The 25,903-nt window shown below is 53.1% G+C and carries 25 protein-coding genes; 14 read left to right on the forward strand and 11 right to left on the reverse strand.

The window, feature by feature from the left end; all coding sequences use genetic code 11:
* The first annotated feature begins 62 nt into the window (after positions 1-62).
* Positions 63-1,874: a phosphogluconate dehydratase gene (edd, locus tag OGV83_RS13645; protein ID WP_049008840.1), complete on the forward strand. Its 1,812-nt coding sequence runs from the start codon at positions 63-65 to the stop codon at positions 1,872-1,874.
* 37 nt (positions 1,875-1,911) lie between these two features.
* Positions 1,912-2,553, forward strand: coding sequence for a bifunctional 4-hydroxy-2-oxoglutarate aldolase/2-dehydro-3-deoxy-phosphogluconate aldolase (gene kdgA / locus OGV83_RS13650; protein ID WP_012132013.1), 642 nt, complete (start codon positions 1,912-1,914; stop codon positions 2,551-2,553).
* 88 nt (positions 2,554-2,641) lie between these two features.
* Here kdgA and purT read toward each other — a convergent pair whose 3' ends face one another.
* Complete coding sequence (gene purT / locus OGV83_RS13655) at positions 2,642-3,820, reverse strand: formate-dependent phosphoribosylglycinamide formyltransferase (RefSeq protein WP_286463809.1); 1,179 nt, start codon at positions 3,818-3,820, stop codon at positions 2,642-2,644.
* Between the two features lie 132 nt (positions 3,821-3,952).
* On the opposite strand from purT, the gene yebG reads away from it, so the two are divergent.
* From yebG to ptrB, 4 genes are all read left to right on the forward strand, one after another.
* Positions 3,953-4,243, forward strand: a complete 291-nt coding sequence (gene yebG, locus OGV83_RS13660; protein ID WP_012132015.1) for a DNA damage-inducible protein YebG — start codon at positions 3,953-3,955, stop codon at positions 4,241-4,243.
* A 120-nt stretch (positions 4,244-4,363) separates the two neighbouring features.
* Positions 4,364-4,720, forward strand: a complete 357-nt coding sequence (yebF, locus tag OGV83_RS13665) for a protein YebF (RefSeq protein WP_047463192.1) — start codon at positions 4,364-4,366, stop codon at positions 4,718-4,720.
* Between the two features lie 93 nt (positions 4,721-4,813).
* On the forward strand, positions 4,814-5,473 hold the full coding sequence (locus OGV83_RS13670) for a tellurite resistance TerB family protein (RefSeq protein ID WP_058669276.1): 660 nt from the start codon (positions 4,814-4,816) through the stop codon (positions 5,471-5,473).
* A gap of 87 nt (positions 5,474-5,560) precedes the next feature.
* Positions 5,561-7,636 (forward strand): oligopeptidase B, encoded by a 2,076-nt coding sequence (gene ptrB, locus OGV83_RS13675; protein WP_200023442.1) that lies wholly within the window; start codon positions 5,561-5,563, stop codon positions 7,634-7,636.
* On the opposite strand, the gene exoX is transcribed toward ptrB, so the two are convergent.
* The 3 genes from exoX to OGV83_RS13690 all read right to left on the reverse strand — a co-directional run bounded on the left by exoX (position 7,618) and on the right by OGV83_RS13690 (position 9,296).
* Entirely contained in the window at positions 7,618-8,280 is a 663-nt protein-coding gene (gene exoX / locus OGV83_RS13680) for an exodeoxyribonuclease X (protein ID WP_012132019.1), read from the reverse strand. The two genes, ptrB and exoX, sit on opposite strands and share 19 nt — an antisense overlap.
* Before the next feature lie 23 nt (positions 8,281-8,303).
* Complete coding sequence (locus OGV83_RS13685) at positions 8,304-8,960, reverse strand: carbon-nitrogen hydrolase family protein (RefSeq protein WP_024130258.1); 657 nt, start codon at positions 8,958-8,960, stop codon at positions 8,304-8,306.
* 105 nt (positions 8,961-9,065) lie between these two features.
* On the reverse strand, positions 9,066-9,296 hold the full coding sequence (locus OGV83_RS13690; protein WP_024130259.1) for a DNA polymerase III subunit theta: 231 nt from the start codon (positions 9,294-9,296) through the stop codon (positions 9,066-9,068).
* 140 nt (positions 9,297-9,436) lie between these two features.
* Here OGV83_RS13690 and yobA point away from each other — a divergent pair, with 140 nt between their 5' ends.
* Genes yobA through OGV83_RS13705 form a run of 3 tightly spaced genes read left to right on the forward strand, consistent with a single transcriptional unit; the run spans position 9,437 to position 11,041 of the window.
* On the forward strand, positions 9,437-9,811 hold the full coding sequence (gene yobA, locus OGV83_RS13695) for a CopC domain-containing protein YobA (RefSeq protein ID WP_012132022.1): 375 nt from the start codon (positions 9,437-9,439) through the stop codon (positions 9,809-9,811).
* The gene (gene copD / locus OGV83_RS13700; protein WP_286464008.1) at positions 9,811-10,686 is read left to right on the forward strand and encodes a copper homeostasis membrane protein CopD; all 876 of its coding nucleotides are present in this window, start codon (positions 9,811-9,813) and stop codon (positions 10,684-10,686) included. The genes yobA and copD overlap by 1 nt, the downstream gene beginning before the upstream one ends.
* 16 nt (positions 10,687-10,702) lie before the next feature.
* Positions 10,703-11,041: a YebY family protein gene (locus OGV83_RS13705; protein ID WP_012132024.1), complete on the forward strand. Its 339-nt coding sequence runs from the start codon at positions 10,703-10,705 to the stop codon at positions 11,039-11,041.
* A gap of 666 nt (positions 11,042-11,707) precedes the next feature.
* Here the strand turns inward: OGV83_RS13705 and OGV83_RS13710 are convergent.
* Together OGV83_RS13710 and OGV83_RS13715 are read right to left on the reverse strand one after the other, a co-directional pair.
* A complete protein-coding gene (locus OGV83_RS13710; protein WP_012132027.1) occupies positions 11,708-11,899 on the reverse strand; it encodes a YlcI/YnfO family protein in 192 nt (63 codons plus the stop codon).
* A gap of 369 nt (positions 11,900-12,268) precedes the next feature.
* Positions 12,269-14,356 carry a TonB-dependent receptor gene (locus OGV83_RS13715; RefSeq protein WP_200096870.1) on the reverse strand — a complete coding sequence of 696 codons (2,088 nt, stop codon included), beginning with the start codon at positions 14,354-14,356 and terminating at the stop codon, positions 12,269-12,271.
* Between the two features lie 247 nt (positions 14,357-14,603).
* Here OGV83_RS13715 and pphA point away from each other — a divergent pair, with 247 nt between their 5' ends.
* Positions 14,604-15,266 carry a protein-serine/threonine phosphatase gene (gene pphA, locus OGV83_RS13720; protein WP_047464032.1) on the forward strand — a complete coding sequence of 221 codons (663 nt, stop codon included), beginning with the start codon at positions 14,604-14,606 and terminating at the stop codon, positions 15,264-15,266.
* On the opposite strand, the gene OGV83_RS13725 is transcribed toward pphA, so the two are convergent.
* The 5 genes from OGV83_RS13725 to yebS all read right to left on the reverse strand — a co-directional run bounded on the left by OGV83_RS13725 (position 15,267) and on the right by yebS (position 21,315).
* Complete coding sequence (locus OGV83_RS13725; protein ID WP_012132031.1) at positions 15,267-15,458, reverse strand: YdfD/YebW family protein; 192 nt, start codon at positions 15,456-15,458, stop codon at positions 15,267-15,269.
* A 102-nt stretch (positions 15,459-15,560) separates the two neighbouring features.
* Positions 15,561-15,797, reverse strand: a complete 237-nt coding sequence (locus OGV83_RS13730) for a YebV family protein (protein WP_024130262.1) — start codon at positions 15,795-15,797, stop codon at positions 15,561-15,563.
* Between the two features lie 116 nt (positions 15,798-15,913).
* The gene (gene rsmF, locus OGV83_RS13735) at positions 15,914-17,353 is read right to left on the reverse strand and encodes a 16S rRNA (cytosine(1407)-C(5))-methyltransferase RsmF (RefSeq protein WP_115181545.1); all 1,440 of its coding nucleotides are present in this window, start codon (positions 17,351-17,353) and stop codon (positions 15,914-15,916) included.
* A gap of 76 nt (positions 17,354-17,429) precedes the next feature.
* Entirely contained in the window at positions 17,430-20,063 is a 2,634-nt protein-coding gene (locus OGV83_RS13740) for a PqiB family protein (protein WP_110494141.1), read from the reverse strand.
* Positions 20,032-21,315 (reverse strand): membrane integrity lipid transport subunit YebS, encoded by a 1,284-nt coding sequence (gene yebS, locus OGV83_RS13745; RefSeq protein WP_024130263.1) that lies wholly within the window; start codon positions 21,313-21,315, stop codon positions 20,032-20,034. The genes OGV83_RS13740 and yebS overlap by 32 nt, the downstream gene beginning before the upstream one ends.
* Before the next feature lie 129 nt (positions 21,316-21,444).
* Between yebS and msrC the strand changes: the two genes are divergently transcribed.
* The 4 genes from msrC to htpX all read left to right on the forward strand — a co-directional run bounded on the left by msrC (position 21,445) and on the right by htpX (position 25,867).
* Positions 21,445-21,942 (forward strand): free L-methionine (R)-S-oxide reductase MsrC, encoded by a 498-nt coding sequence (gene msrC / locus OGV83_RS13750; protein ID WP_012132036.1) that lies wholly within the window; start codon positions 21,445-21,447, stop codon positions 21,940-21,942.
* 97 nt (positions 21,943-22,039) lie between these two features.
* Positions 22,040-22,726, forward strand: a complete 687-nt coding sequence (proQ, locus tag OGV83_RS13755; RefSeq protein ID WP_012132037.1) for an RNA chaperone ProQ — start codon at positions 22,040-22,042, stop codon at positions 22,724-22,726.
* 19 nt (positions 22,727-22,745) lie between these two features.
* The gene (prc, locus tag OGV83_RS13760) at positions 22,746-24,794 is read left to right on the forward strand and encodes a carboxy terminal-processing peptidase (protein ID WP_012132038.1); all 2,049 of its coding nucleotides are present in this window, start codon (positions 22,746-22,748) and stop codon (positions 24,792-24,794) included.
* A 191-nt stretch (positions 24,795-24,985) separates the two neighbouring features.
* Positions 24,986-25,867 carry a protease HtpX gene (gene htpX, locus OGV83_RS13765; RefSeq protein WP_012132039.1) on the forward strand — a complete coding sequence of 294 codons (882 nt, stop codon included), beginning with the start codon at positions 24,986-24,988 and terminating at the stop codon, positions 25,865-25,867.
* Positions 25,868-25,903: the final 36 nt, after the last annotated feature.

Raw genomic sequence — 25,903 nt, forward strand, 5'->3', positions numbered from 1 at the left:
TTTAACCTTACTGAAACCCTTTGTTAATCGGCGGCACAGACAAATAAATTTCAGGAGCCTCTATGAATCCAGATTTGTTACGCGTAACAAAACGCATTGTCGAACGCTCGCGTGAGACACGTTCTGCCTACCTCGCCCGTATTGAACAAGCGAGAACATCCACTGTTCATCGCTCGCAGCTGGCATGCGGTAACCTGGCGCACGGCTTTGCCGCCTGCCAGCCTGACGACAAAGCGTCACTGAAGAGCATGTTGCGTAACAATATCGGGATCATCACCTCTTACAACGACATGCTTTCCGCTCATCAGCCGTATGAGCACTATCCAGAAATCATCCGCAAAGCGCTGCATTCTGCGAATGCGGTAGGCCAGGTCGCTGGCGGCGTTCCTGCGATGTGTGATGGCGTGACGCAGGGGCAGGACGGTATGGAGCTTTCTCTGCTGAGCCGCGAAGTGATCGCAATGTCGGCGGCGGTGGGGCTGTCTCACAATATGTTTGATGGTGCGCTGTTCCTTGGCGTGTGTGACAAAATCGTCCCCGGTCTGGCGATGGCGGCGTTGTCATTTGGCCACCTGCCATCTGTTTTCGTGCCTTCCGGCCCGATGGCAAGCGGTCTGCCTAATAAAGAAAAAGTGCGTATCCGCCAGTTATATGCGGAAGGGAAGGTCGATCGCATGGCGCTGCTGGAATCTGAGGCGGCCTCTTACCACGCGCCAGGCACCTGTACGTTCTACGGCACCGCCAACACCAACCAGATGGTGGTGGAGTTCATGGGGATGCAGTTGCCCGGCTCATCCTTTGTTCACCCGGACGCGCCGTTGCGTGAAGCGCTGACCGCTGCCGCCGCGCGCCAGGTGACGCGCCTGACCGGTAACGGCAACGAATGGATGCCGATCGGTAAGATGATTGATGAAAAAGTGGTCGTGAACGGCATTGTGGCGCTGCTGGCAACCGGCGGTTCAACCAACCACACCATGCACCTCGTCGCGATGGCGCGGGCGGCAGGTATCCTGATTAACTGGGATGACTTCTCCGATCTGTCGGAAATCGTACCGTTGATGGCGCGTCTGTATCCGAATGGCCCGGCAGATATTAACCACTTCCAGGCGGCAGGCGGCGTACCGGCACTGATGCGTGAACTGCTGAATGCGGGACTGCTGCATGAAGATGTGAATACCGTGGCGGGTTTTGGTCTGTCTCGCTATACCTTCGAACCGTGGCTGAACAACGGTGAACTGGACTGGCGCGAAGGGGTGGCGAAATCCCTGGACAGCAATGTGATTGCCACCTTTGATAAGCCGTTCTCCCACCACGGCGGAACGAAAGTGCTGAGCGGCAACCTTGGCCGCGCGGTCATGAAAACGTCTGCGGTGCCGGTTGAAAATCAAATTATTGAAGCGCCAGCGGTTGTTTTTGAAAGTCAGCATGATGTTTTACCGGCTTTTGAAGCGGGTCTGCTTGACCGCGATTGCGTGGTGGTTGTGCGCCATCAGGGACCAAAAGCGAACGGAATGCCAGAATTACATAAACTCATGCCGCCACTTGGTGTATTATTGGACCGTTGTTTCAAAATTGCGTTAGTTACCGATGGACGGCTTTCCGGTGCTTCAGGTAAAGTGCCTTCAGCAATCCATGTAACCCCGGAAGCCTATGATGGCGGGCTGCTGGCGAAAGTACGCGATGGCGACATTATTCGTGTGAATGGACAGACAGGCGAACTGACGCTGCTGGTTGATGATGCGGAACTTGCCGCTCGCCAGCCTCACATTCCTGACCTGAGCGCATCGCGCATCGGTACAGGCCGTGAGATGTTCAGCGCGTTGCGTGAAAAACTGTCCGGCGCCGAGCAGGGCGCAACCTGTATGACGTTTTAAGACGACAAATTTTGTACTCAGGCGAGAGAAAACTCTGATGAAAAACTGGAAAACAAGTGCAGAAGCAATCCTGACCACAGGCCCGGTTGTACCGGTGATCGTGGTGAACAAACTGGAACACGCTGTGCCGATGGCAAAAGCGCTGGTTGCAGGCGGTGTGCGCGTTCTGGAAGTGACTTTACGTACCGCGTGTGCGATGGATGCCATCCGTGCTATCGCGAAAGAAGTGCCGGAAGCGATCATCGGTGCGGGTACGGTTCTGAACGCGCAACAGCTGGCGGAAGTGACGGAAGCGGGCGCGCAGTTTGCTATCAGCCCGGGCCTGACGGAGCCTCTGCTGAAAGCGGCGACCGAAGGCACCATTCCGCTGATTCCAGGTATCAGCACTGTTTCCGAACTGATGCTGGGTATGGACTACGGCCTGAAAGAGTTCAAATTCTTCCCGGCGGAAGCTAACGGCGGCACCAAAGCGTTGCAGGCGATCGCAGGTCCGTTCTCTCAGGTACGCTTCTGCCCGACTGGCGGTATCTCTCCGGCGAACTACCGTGACTACCTGGCGCTGAAAAGCGTTCTGTGTATCGGGGGTTCCTGGCTGGTTCCGGCTGACGCGCTGGAAGCGGGGGACTACGATCGCATCACGAAACTGGCTCGCGAAGCGGTAGAAGGCGCGAAACAGTAAGCTCAAATGCCCGGTGGCGCCGACGCTTACCGGGTCTACGTTTTATAGGGTTGTAGGCCGGATAAGCGCAGCGCCATCCGGCATTTTTTTACCCCGCGACTTTCACCTGTGCCGCCGCGTATTTTGCACGCTCAACGGCCTCTTCAACGCGTTCCGCTGTCGCCAGCGCGACGCCTAACCGACGAGTTCCGTCGATGTCCGGCTTGCCGAAGAACCGCACCTGTAAACCCGCTCCGACGGCCGCTTGTACATTATCAAACGTTACATTCTGGCTGGTAAGCGTCGGTAAAATAACGGCGGACGCGGCAGGGCCATACTGACGAATTTTGCCCACGGGCAGGCCGAGGAAAGCGCGAACGTGCAGGGCAAACTCTGACAGATCTTGCGAAATCAACGTCACCATGCCGGTATCATGCGGTCGCGGGGAGACTTCGCTAAAGACCACCTCATCGCCGCAGACAAAAAGCTCGACGCCAAATAACCCATAGCCGCCTAACGCCAGAACAACCTTGCGGGCGATCTCCTGCGCGCGTGCCAGCGCCAGATCGCTCATCTGCTGCGGTTGCCAGGATTCACGATAATCGCCGTCTTCCTGACGATGGCCGACAGGGGCGCAAAAATGGACGCCGTCTATGGCGCTGACGGTCAGCAGAGTGATTTCAAAATCGAATTTAACCACGCCTTCGACAATCACGCGCCCTGCGCCAGCGCGGCCGCCCTGTTGGGCATATTCCCATGCCTGCGACAGTTGGTCGGCGCTGCGGATGAAACTCTGCCCTTTACCGGAAGAGCTCATCACCGGCTTCACGATGCAGGGAAAACCGATCTCCGCCACCGCCTCGCGAAAGCGTTCTTCGCTGTCGGCAAATCGGAAAGAAGAGGTCGGCAACGCCAGCTCTTCTGCCGCCAGACGACGGATGCCTTCACGGTTCATCGTCAGTTGCGTCGCCCGGGCGCAAGGCACCACATTCAGTCCTTCCTGCTCCAGCTCTACCAGCATGTCCGTCGCGATAGCTTCAATTTCCGGCACAATGAAATGCGGCTTTTCGCGTTCAACCACGCGGCGCAGCGCTTCGCCATCCAGCATATTGATGACGTGTGAACGGTGGGCGACGTGCATCGCAGGCGCATCCGGGTAGCGATCCACCGCGATAACTTCCACACCCAGGCGTTGGCATTCGATCGCCACTTCTTTTCCCAGTTCGCCTGAACCCAATAACATTACGCGCGTAGCCGCCGGACGCAGCGCGGTGCCTAATAACGTCATAAAATATATCCCCTGATTTAACTGGGCGCAGTATATACGAAAACGTTTGCGTCTGTCTTTATTGCCAGGTTGATTTCATTACTGAAAAGTAATATACTGTACATAATTACAGGTAATTGAGAGGCTGCAAAAATGGCGGTTGAAGTTAAATACGTGGTCATTCGGGAAGGTGAGGAAAAAATGTCGTTTACCAGCAAAAAGGACGCCGATGCGTATGACAAAATGCTTGATACGGCAGACCTGCTCGACACATGGCTTGAGCAGTCTCCGGTAGCGATGGAAGACGAACAGCGCGAAGCGCTTTCTCTGTGGCTGGCTGAACAAAAAGACGTATTGAGCACGATCCTGAAAACCGGCAAATTGCCGTCGCCGCAGGTGGTTAAAAGCGATGCGACGACGGAGGATGACACGCAAGCAGCCTGAGTCTGACTTGCGCTCCTGACGTTTTGTACCATGCTTTTTCCTGAATCATTGTGCTATGCCCGTGGATTTCGCGTTGCAAACATGCAGCCTGAAAGACGAAGGAGATATAAGGAGAAAAGTATGAATAAAAAAAGAGGAGCGCTGTTGAGCCTGCTGTTGTTGTCCGCCAGCGTATCGGTCTTCGCTGCCGATACGGCCAGCAAATCGGTGAAATTCCCGACCTGTGAAGGGCTGAACGCTGATGGGATCGCCGCCAGCGTAAAGCGCGATTATCAGCAAAACCGTATCGTACGTTGGGCTGATGACCAAAAAAAGGTCGGACAGGCGAATCCGGTGGTGTGGGTCAACACTCAGGATATTACCGGCAAAGAGGGTAACTGGACGGTTCCTCTGACTGTTCGCGGGAAAAGTGCCGATCTTCATTATCTGGTAAAGGTTGATTGCAAAGCCGGAACCGCGGAATACCAGCCCCGCTAATGGCAAATTTGCGCATCTTTTGCTGAATTAGACACTTCCTGACATCCCCTCAAGTACGCTTTGACGATTCATCGTTTGTATTTGAGGGGTAAAATGGCTAACTGGCTAAACCAATTACAATCTCTTCTCGGGCAAAACGGAGCCTCTGCATCTTCTTCAGGCGAACAAGGGTTGAGTAAACTGCTGGTTCCCGGCGCGTTAGGCGGTCTGGCCGGTTTACTGGTCGCCAATAAATCTTCCCGTAAGTTACTGACTAAATATGGCACCAGCGCCCTGTTGGTTGGCGGCGGCGCGGTGGCAGGCACCGTCTTATGGAACAAATACAAAGAGAGGGTACGTGCTGCGCATCAGGATGAGCCGCAATTCGGCGCGCAGAGTACGCCGCTGGACCAACGAACCGAGCGGTTGATCCTCGCCCTGGTGTTTGCGGCGAAAAGCGACGGGCATATCGATAGCCAGGAGCGTGCAGCCATCGAACGCCAGTTGCGTGAAGCCGGGGTGGAGGAGCAGGGACGTGTGCTTATCGAACAGGCGATTGAACAGCCGCTCGATCCGCAGCGTCTGGCGCAAGGCATCCGTAATGAGGAAGAGGCGCTGGAAATTTACTTCCTGAGCTGTGCCGCCATTGATATCGACCATTTTATGGAGCGCAGTTATCTGAATGCGTTGGGCGATGCGCTGAAAATTCCTCAGGATGTGCGGGATGGCATCGAGCAGGATCTGCAACAGCAAAAACAGGCTCTGCCAGGCTAACGTAATCCCCTGCATAGCATGTTTCGCTTGCATCGTGCGTGACTTTTGCCACCCTTATAGGGTGTTTAAAGACAAAAGAACAAAGACATGCTACCAAAAGCCACCCGTATTCCGCACACCATGACGTTGCATGGCGACACCCGTGTCGATAACTATTATTGGCTGCGAGACGACTCCCGCTCGCAGCCTGATGTCCTTGACTATCTGCATCAGGAAAACGCCTATGGACATCAGGTCATGGCGTCACAGCAGGCGTTACAGGATCGCGTGCTGAAAGAGATTATCGATCGCATTCCGCCCAGAGATGTTTCCGCACCTTACGTCAAAAATGGTTATCGCTACCGGCAGATTTATGAGCCAGGGTGTGAATATGCTATTTACCAACGCCAGCCGGCGCGAAGTGAAGAGTCGGATGCGTGGGATTTATTGCTGGATGCGAATCAGCGAGCAGCCCACAGCGAGTTTTATACCCTCGGTGGAATGGCCATTACGCCGGACAACACCATCATGGCGCTGGCGGAAGATTATCTTTCCCGTCGTCAGTATGGGCTGCGTTTTCGTAATCTTGAAAGCGGTAACTGGTACCCGGAACTGCTGGATAACGTGGCGCCAGAGTTTGTCTGGGCGAATGATTCGCTGACGCTTTACTACGTGCGTAAACACGGCACCACGTTGCTGCCTTACCAGGTATGGCGCCATACCGTGGGTACGCCGGCCACGCAGGATCAACTGGTCTATGAAGAAAAGGACGACGCTTTTTACGTCAGTTTGCACAAAACCACCTCTCAGCATTATGTGGTGATCCATCTCGCCAGTGCGACCACCAGTGAAGTGCTGTTGCTGGATGCTGAACTGGCCGATGCGGAACCCTTCTCGTTTTTACCGCGGCGTAAAGATCATGAATACAGTCTCGATCATTACCAGCATAAGTTTTATCTGCGTTCCAATCGCCACGGAAAAAACTTTGGTCTGTATCGCAGCCGGGTACGTGATGAAAACGCCTGGGAAGAGCTGATTGCGCCGCGCGAGAGCATCATGCTGGAAGGGTTTACCCTTTTTACTGACTGGCTGGTGGTGGAAGAACGCCAGCGTGGTTTGACCAGCCTGCGGCAGATTAACCGTAAAACGCGTGAAGTTACGGGGATTGCGTTCGACGATCCGGCCTACGTCACCTGGCTTGCCTATAACCCTGAACCGGAAACGTCCCGCTTACGTTATGGTTATTCATCGATGACGACGCCGGACACCTTGTTTGAGCTGGACATGGATACCGGCGAGCGGCGCGTGCTCAAACAAACGGATGTGCCGGGATTTGACGCTGTGAATTATCAGAGCGAGCACCTGTGGATTGTCGCCCGGGATGGCGTAGAGGTTCCGGTTTCGCTGGTTTACCATCGAAAACATTTCCGCAAGGGGCAAAATCCACTGCTTGTCTACGGCTACGGTTCCTATGGCGCCAGCATGGATGCTGATTTCAGCAGCAGTCGGTTAAGTTTGCTGGATCGCGGGTTTGTTTACGCCATCGTGCATGTTCGCGGCGGCGGTGAGTTAGGTCATCAGTGGTATGAAGACGGTAAGTTTCTGAAAAAGAAAAATACGTTTAATGACTATCTTGATGCCTGCGACGCGTTGCTGAAACTGGGCTACGGCTCGCCTTCATTTTGCTATGGCATGGGCGGCAGCGCGGGCGGCATGTTGATGGGCGTCGCGATTAACGAACGTCCTGAACTTTTTCATGGCGTCATCGCGCAGGTGCCGTTTGTTGACGTCCTGACGACAATGCTTGATGAATCTATCCCTTTAACCACGGGAGAGTTCGAAGAGTGGGGAAATCCGCAGGATGCGGAATACTACGCGTATATGAAAAGCTACAGTCCGTACGACAACGTCACCGCGCAGGACTATCCGCATCTTCTGGTTACCACCGGGTTACATGATTCGCAGGTGCAATACTGGGAACCCGCCAAATGGGTCGCTAAACTGCGCGAACTGAAAACGGATGACCACCTGCTGTTGCTGTGTACGGATATGGATTCCGGGCATGGCGGGAAGTCCGGGCGTTTTAAAGCGTATGAGGGAGTGGCGCTGGAATTCGCTTTTCTGATTGGCCTCGCTCAGGGCACGTTGCCAGGGCAGGCAGGCGCTCAGGCGTCGCTCAGATAGTGTTTAAGCGTTAAACGAAGCTCCGGGCTCATGTTGTCAAGGTTATTAAATAACCAGCGCAGATAGCCCGGATCGCGCTCGGCGACTTCAGAAACGGCTTTGCCGCGATATTTGCCAAACGTAAATGTCGTTAACAGAGCCGGGCGTCCGGTAATGTCGACCATTTGTTCCGCCGTCCAGCCTGACGTGTTCATAATATCGATCAGCAATGCCGCCGTGATGTAGCAGTCATACAATGCGCGGTGATGATGAAGGCCGGGCGGTGTTTGCACGCTTAGCTTACGGGATTTGTAGAGCGCCATGTTGCTGTATTTGATCCCCGGCCATAACCGGCGGGACAGCTTCATGGTACAGATCCACTCTCCCGGCATCTCTGGCAGTACACGCCGGTCGAAACTGGCGTTATGCGCGACATACCATTCGCTTCCGTGATAGAGCGGAATGATATCTTCGATCCAGGGTTTATCGGCAACCATCGATTCACTGATACGGTGAATCGCCATCGCCTGCGGACTGATGGGGCGGTCGGGACGAACCAGATGGCTCATTGGATTGACAATTCTCCCCGCCACCACATCGACAGAGGCAATCTCAACAATCCCGCCCTGTAGTCCGCAGGTTTCCGTATCTATAACTCGCAACATGGGGTGCTCCCGACCGAAAACACCTAGCGTAATGGAATGATATCGCCTTGCCAACCCCGTGTCGTATGCTGACCTGTTAACAGCAGAGAACCGCTGTCCGCGCGGACAATGAGCTGGCCGCTTTCATCCCATAGCGCGCTGCTGCCTCCGGCGTTTGCCATCAACACGGCAATGGCGAAGCGATGCGAAAAACGTTGTAGCCGGGAGGTGGAGGTAAATAAATCATGTTCGCTGACGCACTGGCTGGTGGTGAATAACGAAAAGGCGGGATCGATATCAATGCCTTCCGGCTGCTCATCCATCACGCTTATCGTTTTCCGGTGGCGGGCCACGCAGGCGCCGTGGCTTTGATGAAAGATCAGCGGCGATGTCACCCAGGGGGCGAAAATGGCAATGCCTCTGACTAACTGGCCGTTATGCTCAACCGGCAGCCCGGCAATAATCGTCATGCGGTACGCGGATGCCGCATAAGCAAGCGGCTGTAATAAGGACTCATCGGGCGGGACAGGGAGCGCCTGCGCCGTATCGTTGCATCCGGTTAACGACAGGGAAGGGAATACCAGGAGTTCGCATTGCTGGCTGGCAGCAATCTCAACAAATTGCAGATGGTGCGCGACATGTTCTGCCAGCGTGGCGCGAGGTGGTTCATACTGCGCCGCCGCGATTTTCCAGTGTGACATAATGATTTCCTTTTCATAGTGTCTACAATCATCCTTAAATCTTAGTTTAAGAATGTACTTATACTGTAGCAACTCATGTGTAAGGAAGTGTAACGCTATATAAGTTTATTTAACTTTAGGTTCGTAAGGTAAGCGTGACAGGGAAACCGACGCCAGACGGTGGGCAATCAGACGTTCACGAAACCATTCGCGCAGGTGTTCTGGCTGTTCACGTTCAACGACTTCTGCCACGACGGGCATATTGTAACGCTCTTTAAACGCCACACCGGCTGCGGCCAGGTCAACGTTGATCTTATCCATGTCAGCTTGTTCAAGTTGAGCCAGGTTCGTTTGCATACGCTTCTCCTTATCATCAATGGCGCGCAAAAGTTACTAAGAGTGCGCCTCAATGGCAAGCCGGAAATGATGATTCTCGACTCGACCATTATAGAAGGTTATTCTCTGTAAATCAGACATAACAAAAAGGAATAATTGATATGGCTTCTACTGCACCTTCTTTGCGCTATGCTCTCCTTTTCCTCGCCTCAACGCTGGCGGCGCCTGCGGCCTGGGCACATGCGCATCTGACGCACCAATACCCGGCGGCTGACGCTGAGGTGACTGCCGCGCCGCAGGCATTGACGCTGAATTTCTCCGAAGGCATTGAGCCTGGCTTCAGCGGGGCGACGCTGACCGGGCCAAAGCAGGAAAGCATCAAAACGCGGCCTGCGAAGCGCAATGAGCAGGATGCGAAACAGCTCATTATTCCTCTGGATCAGACGCTTAATCCCGGAACCTATACGGTTAACTGGCATGTGGTGTCGGTTGACGGTCATAAGACAAAAGGGCAATACACCTTTAGCGTGAAGTAATCATGCTGACGTTTACCTGGGTAGCGCTTCGCTTTATCCATTTTAGCGCCATGATGCTGGTGTTTGGCTGCGCGTTATATGGCGCGTGGCTGGCGCCGGTTTCTGTTCGTCGCCTGATGACGCGCCGCTTTCTGCGCCTGCAACAGCACGCTGCCGTGTGGAGCTTTGTCAGCGCGACGCTGATGCTGGCGATCCAGGGTGGACTAATGGGGGCGGGCTGGCAGGACGTAATCTCGGTTTCGATATGGGGCGCGGTTTTACAGACTCAATTTGGCGGCGTATGGCTGTGGCAGATTATTCTCGCGCTTGTCACGTTGGTCATGACGCTGGTTGTGCCGAGAAATTTACCGCGTCTGCTGCTCATCCTGATGATTGCCCAGTTTATGTTGCTGGCAGGCGTTGGCCACGCCACGCTGAATGATGGCGTGGTGGGCGCGGTACAGCAGATTAACCATGCGACTCATCTGGTGTGCGCTGCGGCCTGGTTTGGCGGCCTGCTGCCGGTTATCTACTGTATGCGTATGGCGCAAGGCCGCTGGCGACAACAGGCCATCGAAACAATGATGCGTTTCTCCCGCTATGGTCATCTGTTTGTCGCGGGCGTATTGTGCACCGGCATCGCAAATGTGCTTTTTATTACGGGGTTTTCCGCCCCCTGGCATATCGCGTACGGGCAGTTTCTTTTGTTAAAATGTGTCCTTGTCCTGCTAATGGTGGCAATTGCGCTAACGAACCGGTATGTTCTCGTACCACGTATGCGGCAGGAAAATCGCCGCGCGAATCTCTGGTTTATCTGGATGACTCAGATTGAATGGGGAATTGGAGCCGTTGTGCTGGCGATTGTCAGCCTGTTCGCAACCCTGGAACCCTTCTGATGGACTGGCAAAACTCATGAAAAAAATGATTCTCTCTCTGCTCTTGTTGGCAAGTTCAGGCGCTGCGCTGGCGGCGCCTCAGGTTATCACCGTGAGCCGCTTTGAAGTGGGTAAAGACAAGTGGGCGTTTAACCGCGAAGAGGTGATGCTAACCTGCCGACCGGGCCATGCCCTGTATGTCATCAACCCGAGCACGCTGGTGCAATACCCGCTGAACGATGTTGCAGAGCAGCAAGTTGCAAGCGGCAAAACCAACGCGCAGGCTATCACCGTCATTCAGATTGACGATCCGGCAAAACCGGGTGAAAAAATGAGCCTGGCACCGTTTATTGAACGCGCGGAAAAGCTCTGCTAATTACCAGAAGTATCTTTCTGATTTCCAATAAAAAACCGCAAGCCTCATGCAGAGGAACTTGCGGTTTTTTCGTTGTTGCGGCTGACAACGGTCGTTTTTTACCGGCCACTTTCGTCGTGGACTGGAAAACCTGGCGTCGTCATCTATTCTTAAAGGGCAAGGCGACTTAGCCTGCATTAATGCCAACTTTTAGCGCACGGCTCTCTCCCAAGAGCCATTTCCCTGGACCGAATACAGGAATCGTATTCGGTCTCTTTTTATCTGTTTGTTTTGAAGTGTGTTTTCAGATACTAACCCGAAACCACACGAAAGTTACTCGAATTTTCCATATCCTGTCCAAACCATAACATACTCTGTACCGAGTGCGTCCAGGGTTTTTTGATTGGTATGTTAATTTTTGTGCGTCAGAGTGCCGTGTGAAGCCAGGTTTACATGGATGAACGTTTATGAATCATGCTCGATGAGTTACTCATGCTGTGCACAGAAGGCGCGCAGGATGAGAATGACGGGGGTAAAAATCAGAGCGACATAAAACAGTATGATCAACACCGCGTCTAATGCGTGATAATTCAAAATGAAATAGATAACATTCCCAATAGATATCAGGATAAAGGTGTATTTACTAATAAATAAGCATCTTTTCATTTTGGTCGTAGCTATAAAGAGTTAATTTTTGTTTCTATTTACGTCTTTGGGCGTACTGGAATTCAGGGCTTTTTCACGACATGCTTCTTTTACCCATGCAGAAAAATTGCTGGTTTTTTCCTTCGCCATCACTTGCTCTATTTGTTTCAGCAAACTGTATGAAAAACGGATGTTTTTTATCACTGTTTTGCCTGTAAAGTTCTTTATCGACATAAGGTGCTTCTCGCAACTAATTCACATCACTGTTACTTTCGCGTAACTACGCATGAAGGGAATTGATTTACATCAATGAAATCAACGGTGATGACGGCGAGGTTTCCTGGTTGTGAATTGCGTCGCAACAAAGAATGCCTCAGCGATACCACATTGAAGAGTGGGGTTGTTCAGTGACTATTCTCTATTTTTTAATGCCTGGAATCTTTTCAAGATGTGCGATAATGATAATCAGATTGATTTTATTGGGTAATTCATATTGTGAGGGTAGATATTTATTAATTAATATCCGTGTGTTTTTGGGCTGTTTATACTCACAAAAAGATAAGCAAGCGCCGCATACGGAGTGTATGGACGCTTGCTGTATTATTAGAACTGATAGTTTAAAGACATCCAGTAGTTGCGACCTGGAATAACGTATCCGGTCGTTGACTGCGCTGTCTGGAAATAATCACCGGCATAGGTGCTGGAACGGCCAGATTGATATAATTTGACGTCGCTAAAGTCTTTATCCAGTACGTTATTGACGGCGGTATTCAGGGTTAAATCTTTAGTCAGTTTATAAGATAACCCCATATCCAGCACTGTCCATGCTTTTAGATTTGCGCCTTTGTCATCATACACTTTCTGCTGTACCGCACTGAGATTGTCATAGGTTTGAGTAAAGCGGGGCGCTTTACCGCGATAGCGGGCGCTAAGCCAGGCATTTAAATCATCTGTCGCCTGCCAGTTAACGCGGGCATTTGCCATATGTTTTGGTGTATAGCTGAGTGGTGCGCCTTTATTATCTCCATCTTTCTGTTTGCTCTGAGTATAGGTATAGTTGAGCGACAGACTCAAATTATCCAACCAGAGCGGGAACGATGTTGCAAATTCGACACCATCGGTACGCGCTTTTCCGCTATTGGTATAGCTACTGGTATTGTCATCAATCGAATAAGAAACAATTTTATTGCGATATTCAGTGTAGAATCCGGTTATATTGGCATTGAACCCATTGCTATTATCGTAATAAAGTCCGGTTTCATAACTGGTGCTTTCTTCAGGTTTTAAATCTGGATTACCGACGGTATTGATTGTTCCCTGACCAGAAACACCGCTGATGCCGTTATGTAACTGGCTAAGAGAAGGCGCTTTATAACCGGTTGTGATTCCCCCTTTGAGCGTCCATTCATCTGTCATATCCCAGACCAGATAGCCACGAGGACTGAAATGACCGCCGAATACGTCGTTATGTTCATAGCGACTCCCTACGGTAAGCGCCAGAGAATCCAGAATATGCCACTCATCTTCAAGGTAAGTCGCCCAGCTTTTTTGATGGAACTTTTCACCTGAACTGGCCAGAACGACGCCATCTTTCATTCGTGCGTCCCAGTATTCGCCACCCACCGTCAGTAAATGTGATTCTCCCAGCGGCGTGAGAAGCACCGAGTTGAGAATAACATTGGTATTTTTCAGTTCACGATCGTCACCCGCTCTCCAGGCTTGATCGGGTGTCAGAGCGGAGGAAACCAGCTGCCGTCCTTTGTTTTCTGTCTCATTCCAGTTAAGAGACGATTTCCATGTACCAAACGTTAAGGCGGTGTCATGTCCTAACGTCACTTTATTGCGCTCATAGCGGAGCGTTTTATCATATCCGCCCGTGAGGCTACCAAGCTGACCGTCGCTGTTATCATAACGCTGTCGGGATGTGTCGAGATCCATCCATAGCGTATTGTTTGCGCTGGCTTTCCAGTCAAATCTCGCGCCGATGTTGTAGTTTTGCGACTCAGTGGGATAAGGAACGCGTGTTTCTGCGGTGTCGCTCAGTGATGTAATGCTGGAGCCTTGTCGCTGGGTTGTGCTTCCACGGACCTGCATATCCAGCGAGCCAGGCACCAGGGGACCGCTTGACCAGAAATTTGCGGTTGTGCTGTTTCCCCATTTATTACTTTCCTGTAGGTTCACTCCCGTATTAATGGCCGTGCTCCACTTATCGGTGCTTTTTTTGGTAATAATATTCACCACGCCGCCAATGGCGTCTGACCCATAAAGTGTAGACATGGGCCCGCGTATAACCTCTATACGTTCAATGGCTGAAAGTGGGGGCATAAAACTGGTATTCATTGCAGAAAAGCCATTCGGTGTTACATCCGATGTTCCATTCTGACGAATACCGTCAATAAGAATAAGGGTATAACTGGCAGGCATCCCACGAATACTTATTTCAAGCCCCCCTGTTTTTCCGGTACTGCTTTCAACGTCCACTCCCTCAACGGCCCTGAGAGCATCGCCAAGATCATTATATTTATTGGTCTGTAATTCTTGTTGTGAAATAACAGAAACACTGGCTGCCGCATTGGTGATCTTTTTCTCGTATCCCGATGCGGTGACGACCATGACATCTTCTGCAAAAACATTAAAACTTGTGGCGCCCAGACAAGATAAGACAAGTGAAGCGAGAGGTTTAATACGCATTATCGAACTTCCTTTGTTAAAAAAAGCAAAGTCAATAAGATAATGCATGAAAATGATAATAAAAATAATTATCATTACACTTTTACATAAATTGGCATTTATATGATTTTATTGAAATCAACAAGAATTATTGCAGGTTAAATTATTGCTATAAAAATGATTAATGGTCTCAGGAGAGGCGGCCTGCGACTGAAGATTTCCTGCTATGGTTAAGTATGTCAGGTTCATTTTTACTGATGGTGAACCAATGAAACAGCCGGAAAACGTCTATCAGAAAATTGAGGGGAGTCAGTGGCGGCATGTCTGGATTGTCGGCGACCTCCACGGCTGTTTTTCGCAGTTGATGGAGAAACTACGACAGTGTCGGTTTGATCCGTGGCAGGATCTGCTGGTGTCGGTGGGGGATGTGATCGACCGTGGGCCTGACAGCTTGCGGTGTCTGGAACTTCTGCACAAACGGTGGGTGGTTGCCGTCAGAGGGAATCACGAGCAGATGGCGTTAGACGCGCTGGCCGCCTCGCAGTTATCGTTATGGTTTATGAACGGCGGCGACTGGTATGCCGCATTGTCGGCAAACCAGCAGCGCCTGGCGAGGAAAGCGCTCGACGACTGTCAGCGTTTACCCTGGATTCTGGAATTGCACTGCCAGAACGGCATGCATGTTGTGGCGCATGCTGATTATCCGCATCAGGTCTATGCCTGGCAAAAAGAGGTGGATTTACACCAGGTGCTATGGCGTCGTTCCCGGTTGAGCGAGCGGCATGCGGGTCAGGGAAACGGCATTGCCGGGGCCGATCACTTCTGGTTTGGTCATACGCCGCTGCGTCATCGCGTTGATATCGATAATTTGCACTATATTGATACCGGCGCGGTATTTGGCGGGGAACTAACGTTGGTTCAACTTCAGTAATTAAAAATCACTGTACTGGCGAGCGGGTAGCCAGAAGCCGTCAATAAAGTCTTCGACCGGAAAACAACCGCCGTGACGAATCCGCTGGTCGTCCATCGAATACAGGCACTGCTGCTCAGTATTGTAGATATCCACCACAATGTCCTCACAGCCGCCGTCCAGGTAGCAAACAAAAAGTACCAGTGCGAACATTCCATCCTCAAATTGTCCTGCCGTATCGATAGTGTAGGAGAGGTTGTCGCAAGGGGGAAAGGGTGAAATAAATAACCCGTCTGGCGACGGGTTCTTTTTGAGTCAGGCAAGACGCATGACCCAGGCATCGGACTTACGATCGTAACGGGTGCGGAATAGAACAGAGTGCTCTCCGTTTAAAATGGCGGGAATGCTGGTTTCATCATCCCAGGCATCCAGTTGCATACATAAATCTGGGTCGGATTTACAGGGAATGCTTAACGTTCGGTCCCCCGGCGATTCGCCATGTAACTCGGCATCGTCGATTTCAAAAGCGCCAATGCGCACACTGGTTTTCATCATCGTGCTCTCCGTTAGTTCGCTGATTGTGGTACGACCAGTTTGATCGCCCAAATTTCAGCGTAGCCAACTTCAGCAAAAGCGCCAGTAAAAAAGTGCGCTATTTTTGACCGCTTTCAGTCGTTGCCGGTAAAGAGTTTGCCATCGCGAACCAGTTCGCGTGGGTAACTGTTCTTCAACCGGGAACCAATCCGTTTCGCCAGACCAATGGGCTGATGCTGGAACGTGACCAGCACATCATCGGCAGACGGCGCGGTTTGCGGGTAGACATCCCGCCCCCGATACCACTCTTCCGCCTCCTGATGAGACAGCTCGAATGCGTTGGCATGATGTGGATCGGCGAGGGCGATCACCGCTTCATGCTGCCAGCGATAACCTTTATTATGGCTTTCCGCCAGTTTTATGCCCAGGCGGGAAAAGCGGACTTTTCCGATCAGCGCTTCAATCTCTGCCGGGAATAACCACACCTCTTTATCTCGCTGCCAGAGGTGCAGGTTTTCTCCCCACTGAAGTCCACTGGCGTTAGCCGCCTGAGTGATTTGCGTCGCCTCACGCCCCTTCATCGGCGCGAACGGAAACTTGCCGACCTTATAGCCAGGCGCGGGAAGCGGGGGAATGGCTGCGGTTTTACGCAAACGGGCGACAAAGAAACCTTCGCAGTCGTAAATCTGCGGGAAAACGTGTAAAAAACCCTCTGCCGTCAGCGCGCGCTCCGCCTCCGGGAACAGATCGCCTAAAGGCAGAAATTCAACCGCTTCCGGGTAGGTCTCTTTCAGCCACAAACAGACGGACTCATTCTCCTCGCGATTTAGCGTGCAGGTGGAGTAGACCAGCGTACCGCCAGGGCGCAGAGCGTGAAATGCGCTGTCGATAAGTTCCCGCTGTGTGGCGGCAATATCCAGGTTGCTTTCGACAGACCAGTTTTTAAGCGCATCGGGATCTTTGCGCACCACGCCTTCACCTGAACAGGGCGCGTCCAGCAAGATAGCGTCGAATGTCTCCGGGAGCGCGGCGCCGAAGACGCGGCCATCAAAATGGGTTAGGGCAACATTACTGATCCCACAGCGGCTGATGTTGGCGTGCAGCACTTTGACCCGGCTGGCGGAGAATTCATTCGCCAGAATGGCGCCCTGATTATTCATCCGCGCGGCAATCTGGGTGGTTTTCGAACCCGGCGCGGCAGCAACATCCATAATGCGTTCCGGCGTATTCCCTTCAGCAAACAGCGCGGCGACCGGCAACATTGAGCTGGCTTCCTGAATATAAAACAGGCCGCTCAGATGTTCGGCGGTGCTGCCCAGCGGCAACGATTCTTCATCATCGCGTTCGATCCAGAAACCTTCCTCGCACCAGGGAACAGGCGTCAGCGACCAGCCATAGGGCGCCGTCAGGGCAAGAAAGTCGGTCACAGAAATTTTTAGCGTATTCACGCGAATGCTGCGACGTAACGGGCGCTGGCAGGCGGCGAGGAAATCGTCAAAAGAGAGTGTCGAAGGCATTGCTTCGCGCATTTGCGTCAGAAAGGCATCAGGGAAATAAACAGCGTGTTGAGCCACTTGGGTACCACCGGCAATAAAACAGGCGCGCAGTGTAGCATAAATGCTCCGGCGCGAGCACGCCGGAGCGGGGGAGTTAACGTGGCAAGGCGGTGCCCCATTCGCGCCACTCTTTCGGTTCGCTTTCCAGCAGCAGGAAGTGTTTACCCGCCTGCGCCTTCGGCGCCAGCGGCGTCCCTGGCGGGGTTGCAAACGCGATGCCGCCGCGAATGAATTGATTGAAGGTGCCGGTTTTCACCACGCCGCCGGTCAGGCCAAAGTCCAGACTGTAGCCGGAGGCCAGCCAGAAGACGGAGTTATTACGCACCAGATGCTGATAACGCTGGCTGATGCGCATAGCAATCATCACGCGGTCAGACAGCGAACCTAACGTCATTCCCGTTACCGTGCCCACTTCGATACCTCTGAACAGCACTGGCGTGCCGATGTTCAGCGAACCTGCCTCAGGAGCCTCCACGACGATGCTCAGACCATCAAGATAGCGCGAGTCGGAAATGGTTGCTTCCTGCAATTCGAAATCACGACGCGGATTGCCGCGTCCGGGTTCCACGTTAATGTAGGGCTGCAAAATCGTATCGAGATGCTCCACGCCCGCGGCGGAGATTTGCGGCGTGATCACCGAGAAACGCGTACCGCTTCGGGCAAAGGTCTGGACATACTCCGGGTAGAGCACCGCTTTCGCCTGGACCTCATTGCGCGCGGTAATCAGCTCCAGCGTCTGGATCTGGCCGATGTCGATGCCGAGATAACGAATCGGCATACCCGCCGCGAGTTTACCGGCGTCAAAGGCGTGCAGGGTGATTTGCCCACCCACCGCGCGGGCGGCGGTTTCCGAGGCGTAGAGTATTCGTTTGTCGCCTTTACGCTGGCTGGCGCTTGCGCCGCTCAGATTATCGAAACTGATAGCGCCTTTCAGCGCACGCGACAGGGGAGAGGCCTGCACGGTCAGGCCGCTGCCGTTAAGCTGTACCTTCGCCCCGCCTTCCGCCCAGAATACGCTGTTGCTGGTTAACAGGTTGCGGTATTCCGGTTTGATATGCAGATCGATATCAAAGGCGTTAGCGCGTGGGCGCACGGTGATTACTTCACCTACCTCAAACTTACGGTACAGCACCACTGACCCCGTTTGTACATCCGGGAGCGTTTCAGCAGTGAGGCTCACCGTGGTCGTGGGGAGGTCGCTGAGGCTGTTTTCCACGGCCTTTTCCAGATTGGCGTACAGCGGGTAGCTGGATTTCATTTCGCCTTTTGTGCCGGGCAAAATACGAATGCCGCCGCTCACCCACTCGCTGGCGCTGGCGCCGAGAAACTCCACGCCGTCGAGACCGACTTTGATATCCACGCGACTGTTGACCACAAATTTGCTGTCACCCTGAATCAGGGCGCGATGTTGCGGATCGATAGCCACCGTGAACGCAACGCCTTTACTGGATAACTTACGTTCAATGACCTGGCCCACCTGCACGCCATGCAGAACCAGCGGTTGACCGGCGTCAATACCGTAGCTTTCCGGGGCGGTCAGGGTTAACGTCAGCGCATTTGGTTCATGGAGCAGGGCTTCTTCGCCAGGCACCACGACGAATTCACTGCGCGGTTCGCCTTCGCCTGGCACCAGTTCAAACGTTTTGCCGGTCAAAAGCGAACTGATACTGGCATCGCTCAGCGACAGCTTTGGACTGCGCAGCTCAATACGCGTCTTATCACGCAGGAGTGTTACCACGCTGGGGTCAACCGTCATTTCGCCCGTGACTTTCCCGCCGGGGTTGAGCGTTAATTTGGTGAGCTCGCCCACTTCAAGCCCCTGATACATCAGCGGCGTGGAGTCGGCTTTCAGGCCGTCGCCGCCGGGAAGTTCAAGTTTGACGATGACGCCGCGCTGGCTATGGGCTAAATCTTCGTAGAGGCCAAATGCGTCATCTGCGGTTGCAGGCTGCGAATCGTCGGGCGAGTCAAACGCGATTGCGCCATTTACCAGCGCCGCCAGGCTCTCCAGCTTCACCTTCGCGCCGCTAAGGCTGACATCCGCATTGACGCCGGAGACATTCCAGAAACGGCTGCCTTTTTTCACCAGGTTTGTGAACCGACGCTCAATCAGTACGTCAATGGTGACGCCCTGTTTGTTGGGATTGATGGCATAGTCATATACCCGACCCACCGGAATTTTGCGGAAATAGACCAGCGACCCGCTGTTAAGAGAGCCAAGGTCAGGCGCGTGAAGATGGATCATCAGGTCGCCGTTGTCCAGACGGTATTTCGGCTGGGTATCAAGCGCGACAAAGTGATCTTTCTCGGCTCCTTTGCCGGGCATCATGCCGATATAGTTCCCGCCGACCAGCGCGTCCAGACCCGAAACGCCCGCCAGCGACGCTTTTGGCGTCACCAGCCAGAACTGGGTCTCCTCGCGCAAGGCATCTTTCATGTTTGACTTAATGCTGACGCGCACTTCTATCTTGCGCAGGTCTTTACTCAGGCTGATGTCCTGCACCGTACCCACTTCAACGCCCTGATAGCGCACAGGCGTCCGCCCCGGAACAATGCCATCCGCCGACATAAAGTCGATCGTCACGGTGTTGCCGCGATCTTCATAACTTCCCCAAATCAGCCAGCCTGCGATCATCAATGCGATAAACGGCAGCAGCCAGAAAGGGGAAATACGACGTTTTGTTTTTATCTGCGCTTCAGTCGGCGAAGCAGGCGTTTCCTGACTCATGTGCATCCCAAAGTAAGCGGCTATCCAGCCATTCCACTGCAAGAATAGTCAATATTACCGCTGCGCCGAAATAAAACGCAGCCGGTCCCATAGTAAAAGCGAGTATCTGATCGCGATTAATCAGCGACATCGTTAACGAAATAACAAAGAGATCCAGCATGGACCAACGGCCGATCCAGGTCACCATCCGCAGCAGCAGGATGCGCGTACGCAGCCCTTGCTCACATTTGAAATGGATGCTGAGCAGCAGTGTAAACATCACAATAACTTTGGTAAATGGCACCAGAATACTGGCGATAAAGACCACGGCCGCCACGGCGATATTGCTGTTCGCCAGCGACATAATGCCCGATAAAATCGTGTCCTCCTGACGCCCGCCATTCACGTAAATAATGGATATCGGCATCAGGTTTGCGGGCAGCAGCAGGACGACAGAGGCCAGCAGCGCCGCCCAGCATTTCTGTATGCTCTGATTTCTGCGCAGGCGTAGCGGGATATGGCAACGGGGGCAACGTCCCCGTGAGTCAGGATAACCGGTGAAGTGGCATCCGAGACAGACGCGAAGTTTTTCGTCCGGGCGTCGGGCGGGGCGTTGTGGGTAAAAGCGCTCCCAGAGTTGCTCCACATTGAGATGCGACAGCGTCAGAATACTGAGGATCACCAGCGCCACAAAGGCGTAAAGCCCCAGGCCGGGTTGCAGGAAGGCGTAATCCTGCACTTTGATCGAGGCGACCCCGATACCGACCAGATAAATGTCGAGCATCACCCACTCTTTGAGCCTCTCCAGCATCAGCAATACCGGACGCAGATTCATGCCGAGAATATTACCGAACCATAGATAAGCGATGGCGGTGACCAGAATTAACGGCGCGCCCGCCACGCAGAAGAGCACCATGGCGGCCGTAAGCGGATCGCCTTGCCTGGTCATCTGCCAGATGCCCTGCATCACATTGGCGTCAATACGCACCCCTAACAGCCAGATACGCAATAGCGGCTCGCCCCAGGCAAAGGGCATCAGCAGCAGCATCGTAACGGCCAGCGCCGCCAGACGCGTCAGTGACCAGTCGCGTCCATCGCGAATTTTGGCCTGGCAACGTGGGCAATATGCGCTCTGGTGCGATTGCATTTTCGGCAGGCTAAACAGCATGTCGCATTGGGGGCAGCGCTGATAATGGGCGCGGGGCAACGCTTCACTGATAGACCAGACCGTTATTCTCTTTGTTGGCGTGAGTCGCGGGGTGTTCAGGGCCATGTATCGTGAATCAAAGTGTTAGATTAATGTAATCTTAACTCATGACGGGAATGATCTTGAGCATTAACGCATTTAATGCTTATTTTAATAGGCTGTAGTTTTAGAGTAAGACAACTAAGTGACTATATAATGAGCAAAACAGAGCTATACGCGGATCTTAACCGCGACTTTCAGGCAGTAATGGCAGGTGAAACCAGTTTTCTCGCTACCCTGGCAAATACCAGCGCGCTGCTGTTTGAGCGCCTTTCGGGCGTCAACTGGGCGGGGTTCTATCTGCTGGAAAACGACACGCTGGTGCTGGGGCCGTTCCAGGGGAAACTCGCCTGTGTGCGGATCCCGGTTGGACGCGGCGTCTGTGGTACGGCGGTCGCGCAGAACCAGGTGCAGCGCATTGAGGACGTTCATGCGTTTGACGGACACATCGCCTGCGATAGCGCCAGCAATGCTGAAATTGTGCTGCCTCTGACGGTAGACAATCAGATAATCGGCGTGCTGGACATTGATAGCACGGTATTTGGCCGCTTTACCGAAGAGGATGAGCAAGGCCTGCGTGAGCTTGTCGCGCGGCTTGAAACCGTGCTTGCAACGACGGATTACAAAAAATTCTTTGCGACCGTTGCAGGATAATCAACGGATAACGTAGCAATTACTGATGGCGTCATTATAATGACGCCTGTTCATGCCTGCGGCTTGTTGGCTACGTCCGTTGTAATCAGGAAATTTCATGGAAAATCAACCTAAGTTGAATAGCAGTAAAGAAGTTATCGCGTTTCTGGCCGAACGTTTTCCACAGTGTTTTAGTGCGGAAGGCGAAGCGCGCCCGCTGAAAATTGGCATTTTTCAGGATCTGGTAGAGCGTGTTGAGGGCGAAATGAACCTCAGCAAGACACAACTTCGTTCCGCTTTACGTCTTTATACTTCAAGCTGGCGTTACCTGTACGGCGTTAAGCCGGGCGCAACGCGTGTCGATCTCGACGGCAACCCTTGCGGTGAGCTGGATGAGCAGCACGTTGAACATGCGCGTAAGCAGCTTGAAGAAGCGAAAGCACGCGTCCAGGCGCAACGTGCGGAACAGCAGGCGAAAAAACGCGAAGCTGCCGCTGCGGCAGGCGAAAAAGAAGACGCTCCGCGCCGTGAGCGTAAACCGCGTCCTGCGCCACGTCGTAAAGAGACGACTCCGCGTACTCCTCGCGCTGAAAAACCGGCGGCTAAAGCACCACGCGCACCACGCGAAGAACAGCATACCCCGGTGTCTGATATTTCAGCGCTGACGGTAGGGCAGTCACTGAAGGTGAAAGCAGGCAACAATGCGATGGATGCCACCGTATTAGAAGTCACCAAAGATGGCGTCCGTGTGCAGCTGAATTCGGGTATGTCTTTGATTGTACGCGCAGAACACCTGGTGTTCTGAAACGGAGGCCAGGCCTGGCATGAACACTTTTTTTAGGCTTACCGCGTTAGCTGGCTTGCTTGCAATAGCAGGCCAGTCCTTCGCCGTCGATGACATTACGCGCGCCGATCAAATTCCCGTTCTGAAGGAAGAAACGCAGCATGCGACCGTGAGTGAGCGCGTGACTTCGCGCTTTACACGTTCCCACTATCGTCAGTTCAACCTGGATCAGGCGTTTTCGGCAAAGATTTTCGATCGCTATCTTAATCTGCTCGACTACAGCCACAATGTGCTGCTGGCGAGTGATGTGGAGCAGTTTGCGAAAAGCAAAACTGTCCTCGGCGATGAGCTGCGTACAGGTAAACTGGATGTCTTCTATGACCTCTATAACCTGGCGCAAAAACGCCGTTTCGAACGTTATCAGTACGCGTTAAGCGTGCTGGAACGCCCGATGGATTTCACCGGTAACGACACGTTTAACCTTGACCGCAGCAAAGCGCCCTGGCCGAAAAATGAGGCTGAGCTGAACGCGTTGTGGGATGGCAAGGTGAAATTCGACGAACTTAGCCTGAAGCTGACGGGCAAGAACGATAAAGAAATTCGCGAAACGCTGACGCGTCGTTACAAATCTGCGATTCGCCGTCTGGCGCAAACCAACAGTGAAGACGTGTTCTCACTGGCGATGACCGCATTTGCGCGCGAAATCGACCCGCATACCAACTACCTTTCTCCGCGAAATACCGAACAGTTCAATACTGAAATGAGCCTGTCTCTGGAAGGTATTGGCGCGGTTCTGCAAATGGACGATGACTACACGGTCATCAACTCGATGGTTGCCGGCGGCCCGGCGGCAAAAAGCAAGGCGATAAGCGTAGGCGATCGCATTGTAGGCGTAGGCCAGACGGGGAAAGGAATGGTTGATGTGATCGGCTGGCGTCTTGATGACGTGGTGGCGCTGATCAAAGGGCCGAAAGGCAGCAAAGTTCGTCTTGAAATTCTGCCTGCCGGTAAGGGCACGAAAACGCGAACCATTACGCTGACGCGCGAACGCATTCGTCTTGAAGACCGCGCCGTTAAAATGACGGTGAAAACGGTCGGTAAAGAGAAAGTCGGCGTGCTGGATATTCCGGGGTTCTATGTGGGGCTGACGGATGACGTCAAAGTCCAGCTACAGAAACTGGAAAAACAGAACGTGAGCAGCATTGTTATCGATCTGCGCACCAACGGCGGCGGCGCGCTGACCGAAGCGGTTTCGCTGTCCGGTCTGTTTATCCCGTCTGGCCCGGTTGTTCAGGTTCGTGACAACAACGGTAAAGTGCGTGAAGACGCCGATACCGATGGCGTGGTGTATTACAAAGGCCCGCTGGTGGTACTGGTCGATCGCTTCAGCGCATCCGCGTCGGAGATTTTTGCCGCAGCGATGCAGGATTACGGTCGCGCATTGATTGTCGGTGAACCGACTTTCGGTAAAGGCACCGTACAGCAGTACCGCTCTCTGAACCGTATTTATGATCAGATGCTGCGTCCTGAATGGCCTGCGCTGGGCTCCGTGCAGTACACCATTCAGAAATTCTACCGTGTTAACGGCGGCAGCACGCAGCGTAAAGGCGTCACGCCGGATATCGTCATGCCGACGGGGAATGAAGAGACGGAAACCGGCGAGAAGTTTGAAGACAACGCCTTGCCGTGGGACAGCATTGATGCGGCAACGTACGTGAAGTCAGATGATTTAACGCCGTTTGGCCCGGAACTGCTGAAAGAGCATAACGCGCGCATCGCGAACGATCCTGAGTTCCAGTACATCCTGAAGGACATTGCCCGTTTTAACGCGATGAAAGATAAGCGCAATATCGCCTCTCTCAATTTCGCCCAGCGCGAAAAAGAGAATAACGAAGACGATGCTCTGCGTCTGGCGCGTATCAACGATCGGTTTAAACGTGAAGGCAAGCCGCTTCTGAAGAAACTGGACGATCTGCCGAAGGATTATAAAGAGCCGGATCCGTATCTGGATGAAACGGTACGGATAGCGCTGGATCTGGCGCATCTTGAGAAAGAGAAGCCCGCGGAGCAACCCGCAACCAGCAAATAGCGTCAAGCAGGCACAAGAAATTGTGCCTGTTTTTTTAACAAGCGCATTAAGCCGTCAGTCTTATGCAACAAAATGTAAAGTTGTGTCTTTCTGGTGACTTACCGCCCGCAGATGCTTGAAAATAGCCACAAGACCCATACGATGTGGGTATCGCATAGTGCGTTTTGTTAAGTTGAGGTTAAAAGAAAATTATGATGCGAATCGCGCTCTTCCTGCTGACGAACCTGGCCGTGATGGTCGTTTTCGGGCTGGTGCTGAGCCTGACAGGGATACAGTCAAGCAGCGTACAAGGCTTGCTGATTATGGCGCTGCTGTTTGGTTTTGGTGGTTCCTTCATTTCGCTGCTGATGTCCAAATGGATGGCGTTAAAGTCCGTGGGTGGGGAAGTCATTGAGCAACCGCGTAATGAAAGAGAACGCTGGCTGATGAACACGGTGGCGACGCAGGCGCGTCAGGCCGGAATCGCTATGCCGCAGGTGGCTATCTATCATGCGCCGGATATCAACGCGTTTGCGACCGGCGCGCGCCGTGATGCATCGCTGGTTGCGGTGAGCACCGGCTTGTTGCAAAACATGAGCCCGGATGAAGCCGAAGCCGTTATCGCGCATGAGATCAGCCACATCGCTAATGGCGATATGGTCACCATGACGCTGATTCAGGGGGTTGTGAACACCTTTGTGATCTTCATCTCGCGTATTATCGCGCAGATCGCCGCGGGCTTCCTCGGTGGAAACCGTGATGAGGGTGAAAGCAGCAACGGCAACCCAATGATCTATTTCGCGGTGGCGATGGTTCTTGAACTGGTGTTCGGGATACTGGCAAGCATTATCACCATGTGGTTCTCACGTCACCGTGAATTCCATGCGGACGCCGGTTCTGCGAAGCTTGTCGGCCGTGAAAAGATGATTGCCGCGTTGCAGCGCCTGAAAACCAGCTATGAGCCGCAGGAAGCCAACAGCATGATGGCGTTCTGCATCAACGGCAAGTCGAAGTCACTGAGCGAGTTGTTCATGACTCACCCGCCGCTGGATAAGCGTATTGAAGCGCTGCGTAGCGGCGAGTACCTGAAGTAAGGCGGTATGCCTGGCATTCTAAAAAAGCGCATCATC

This window comes from Citrobacter sp. CK189 (assembly GCF_030333505.1).
GTDB lineage: Bacteria > Pseudomonadota > Gammaproteobacteria > Enterobacterales > Enterobacteriaceae > Citrobacter_B > Citrobacter_B koseri.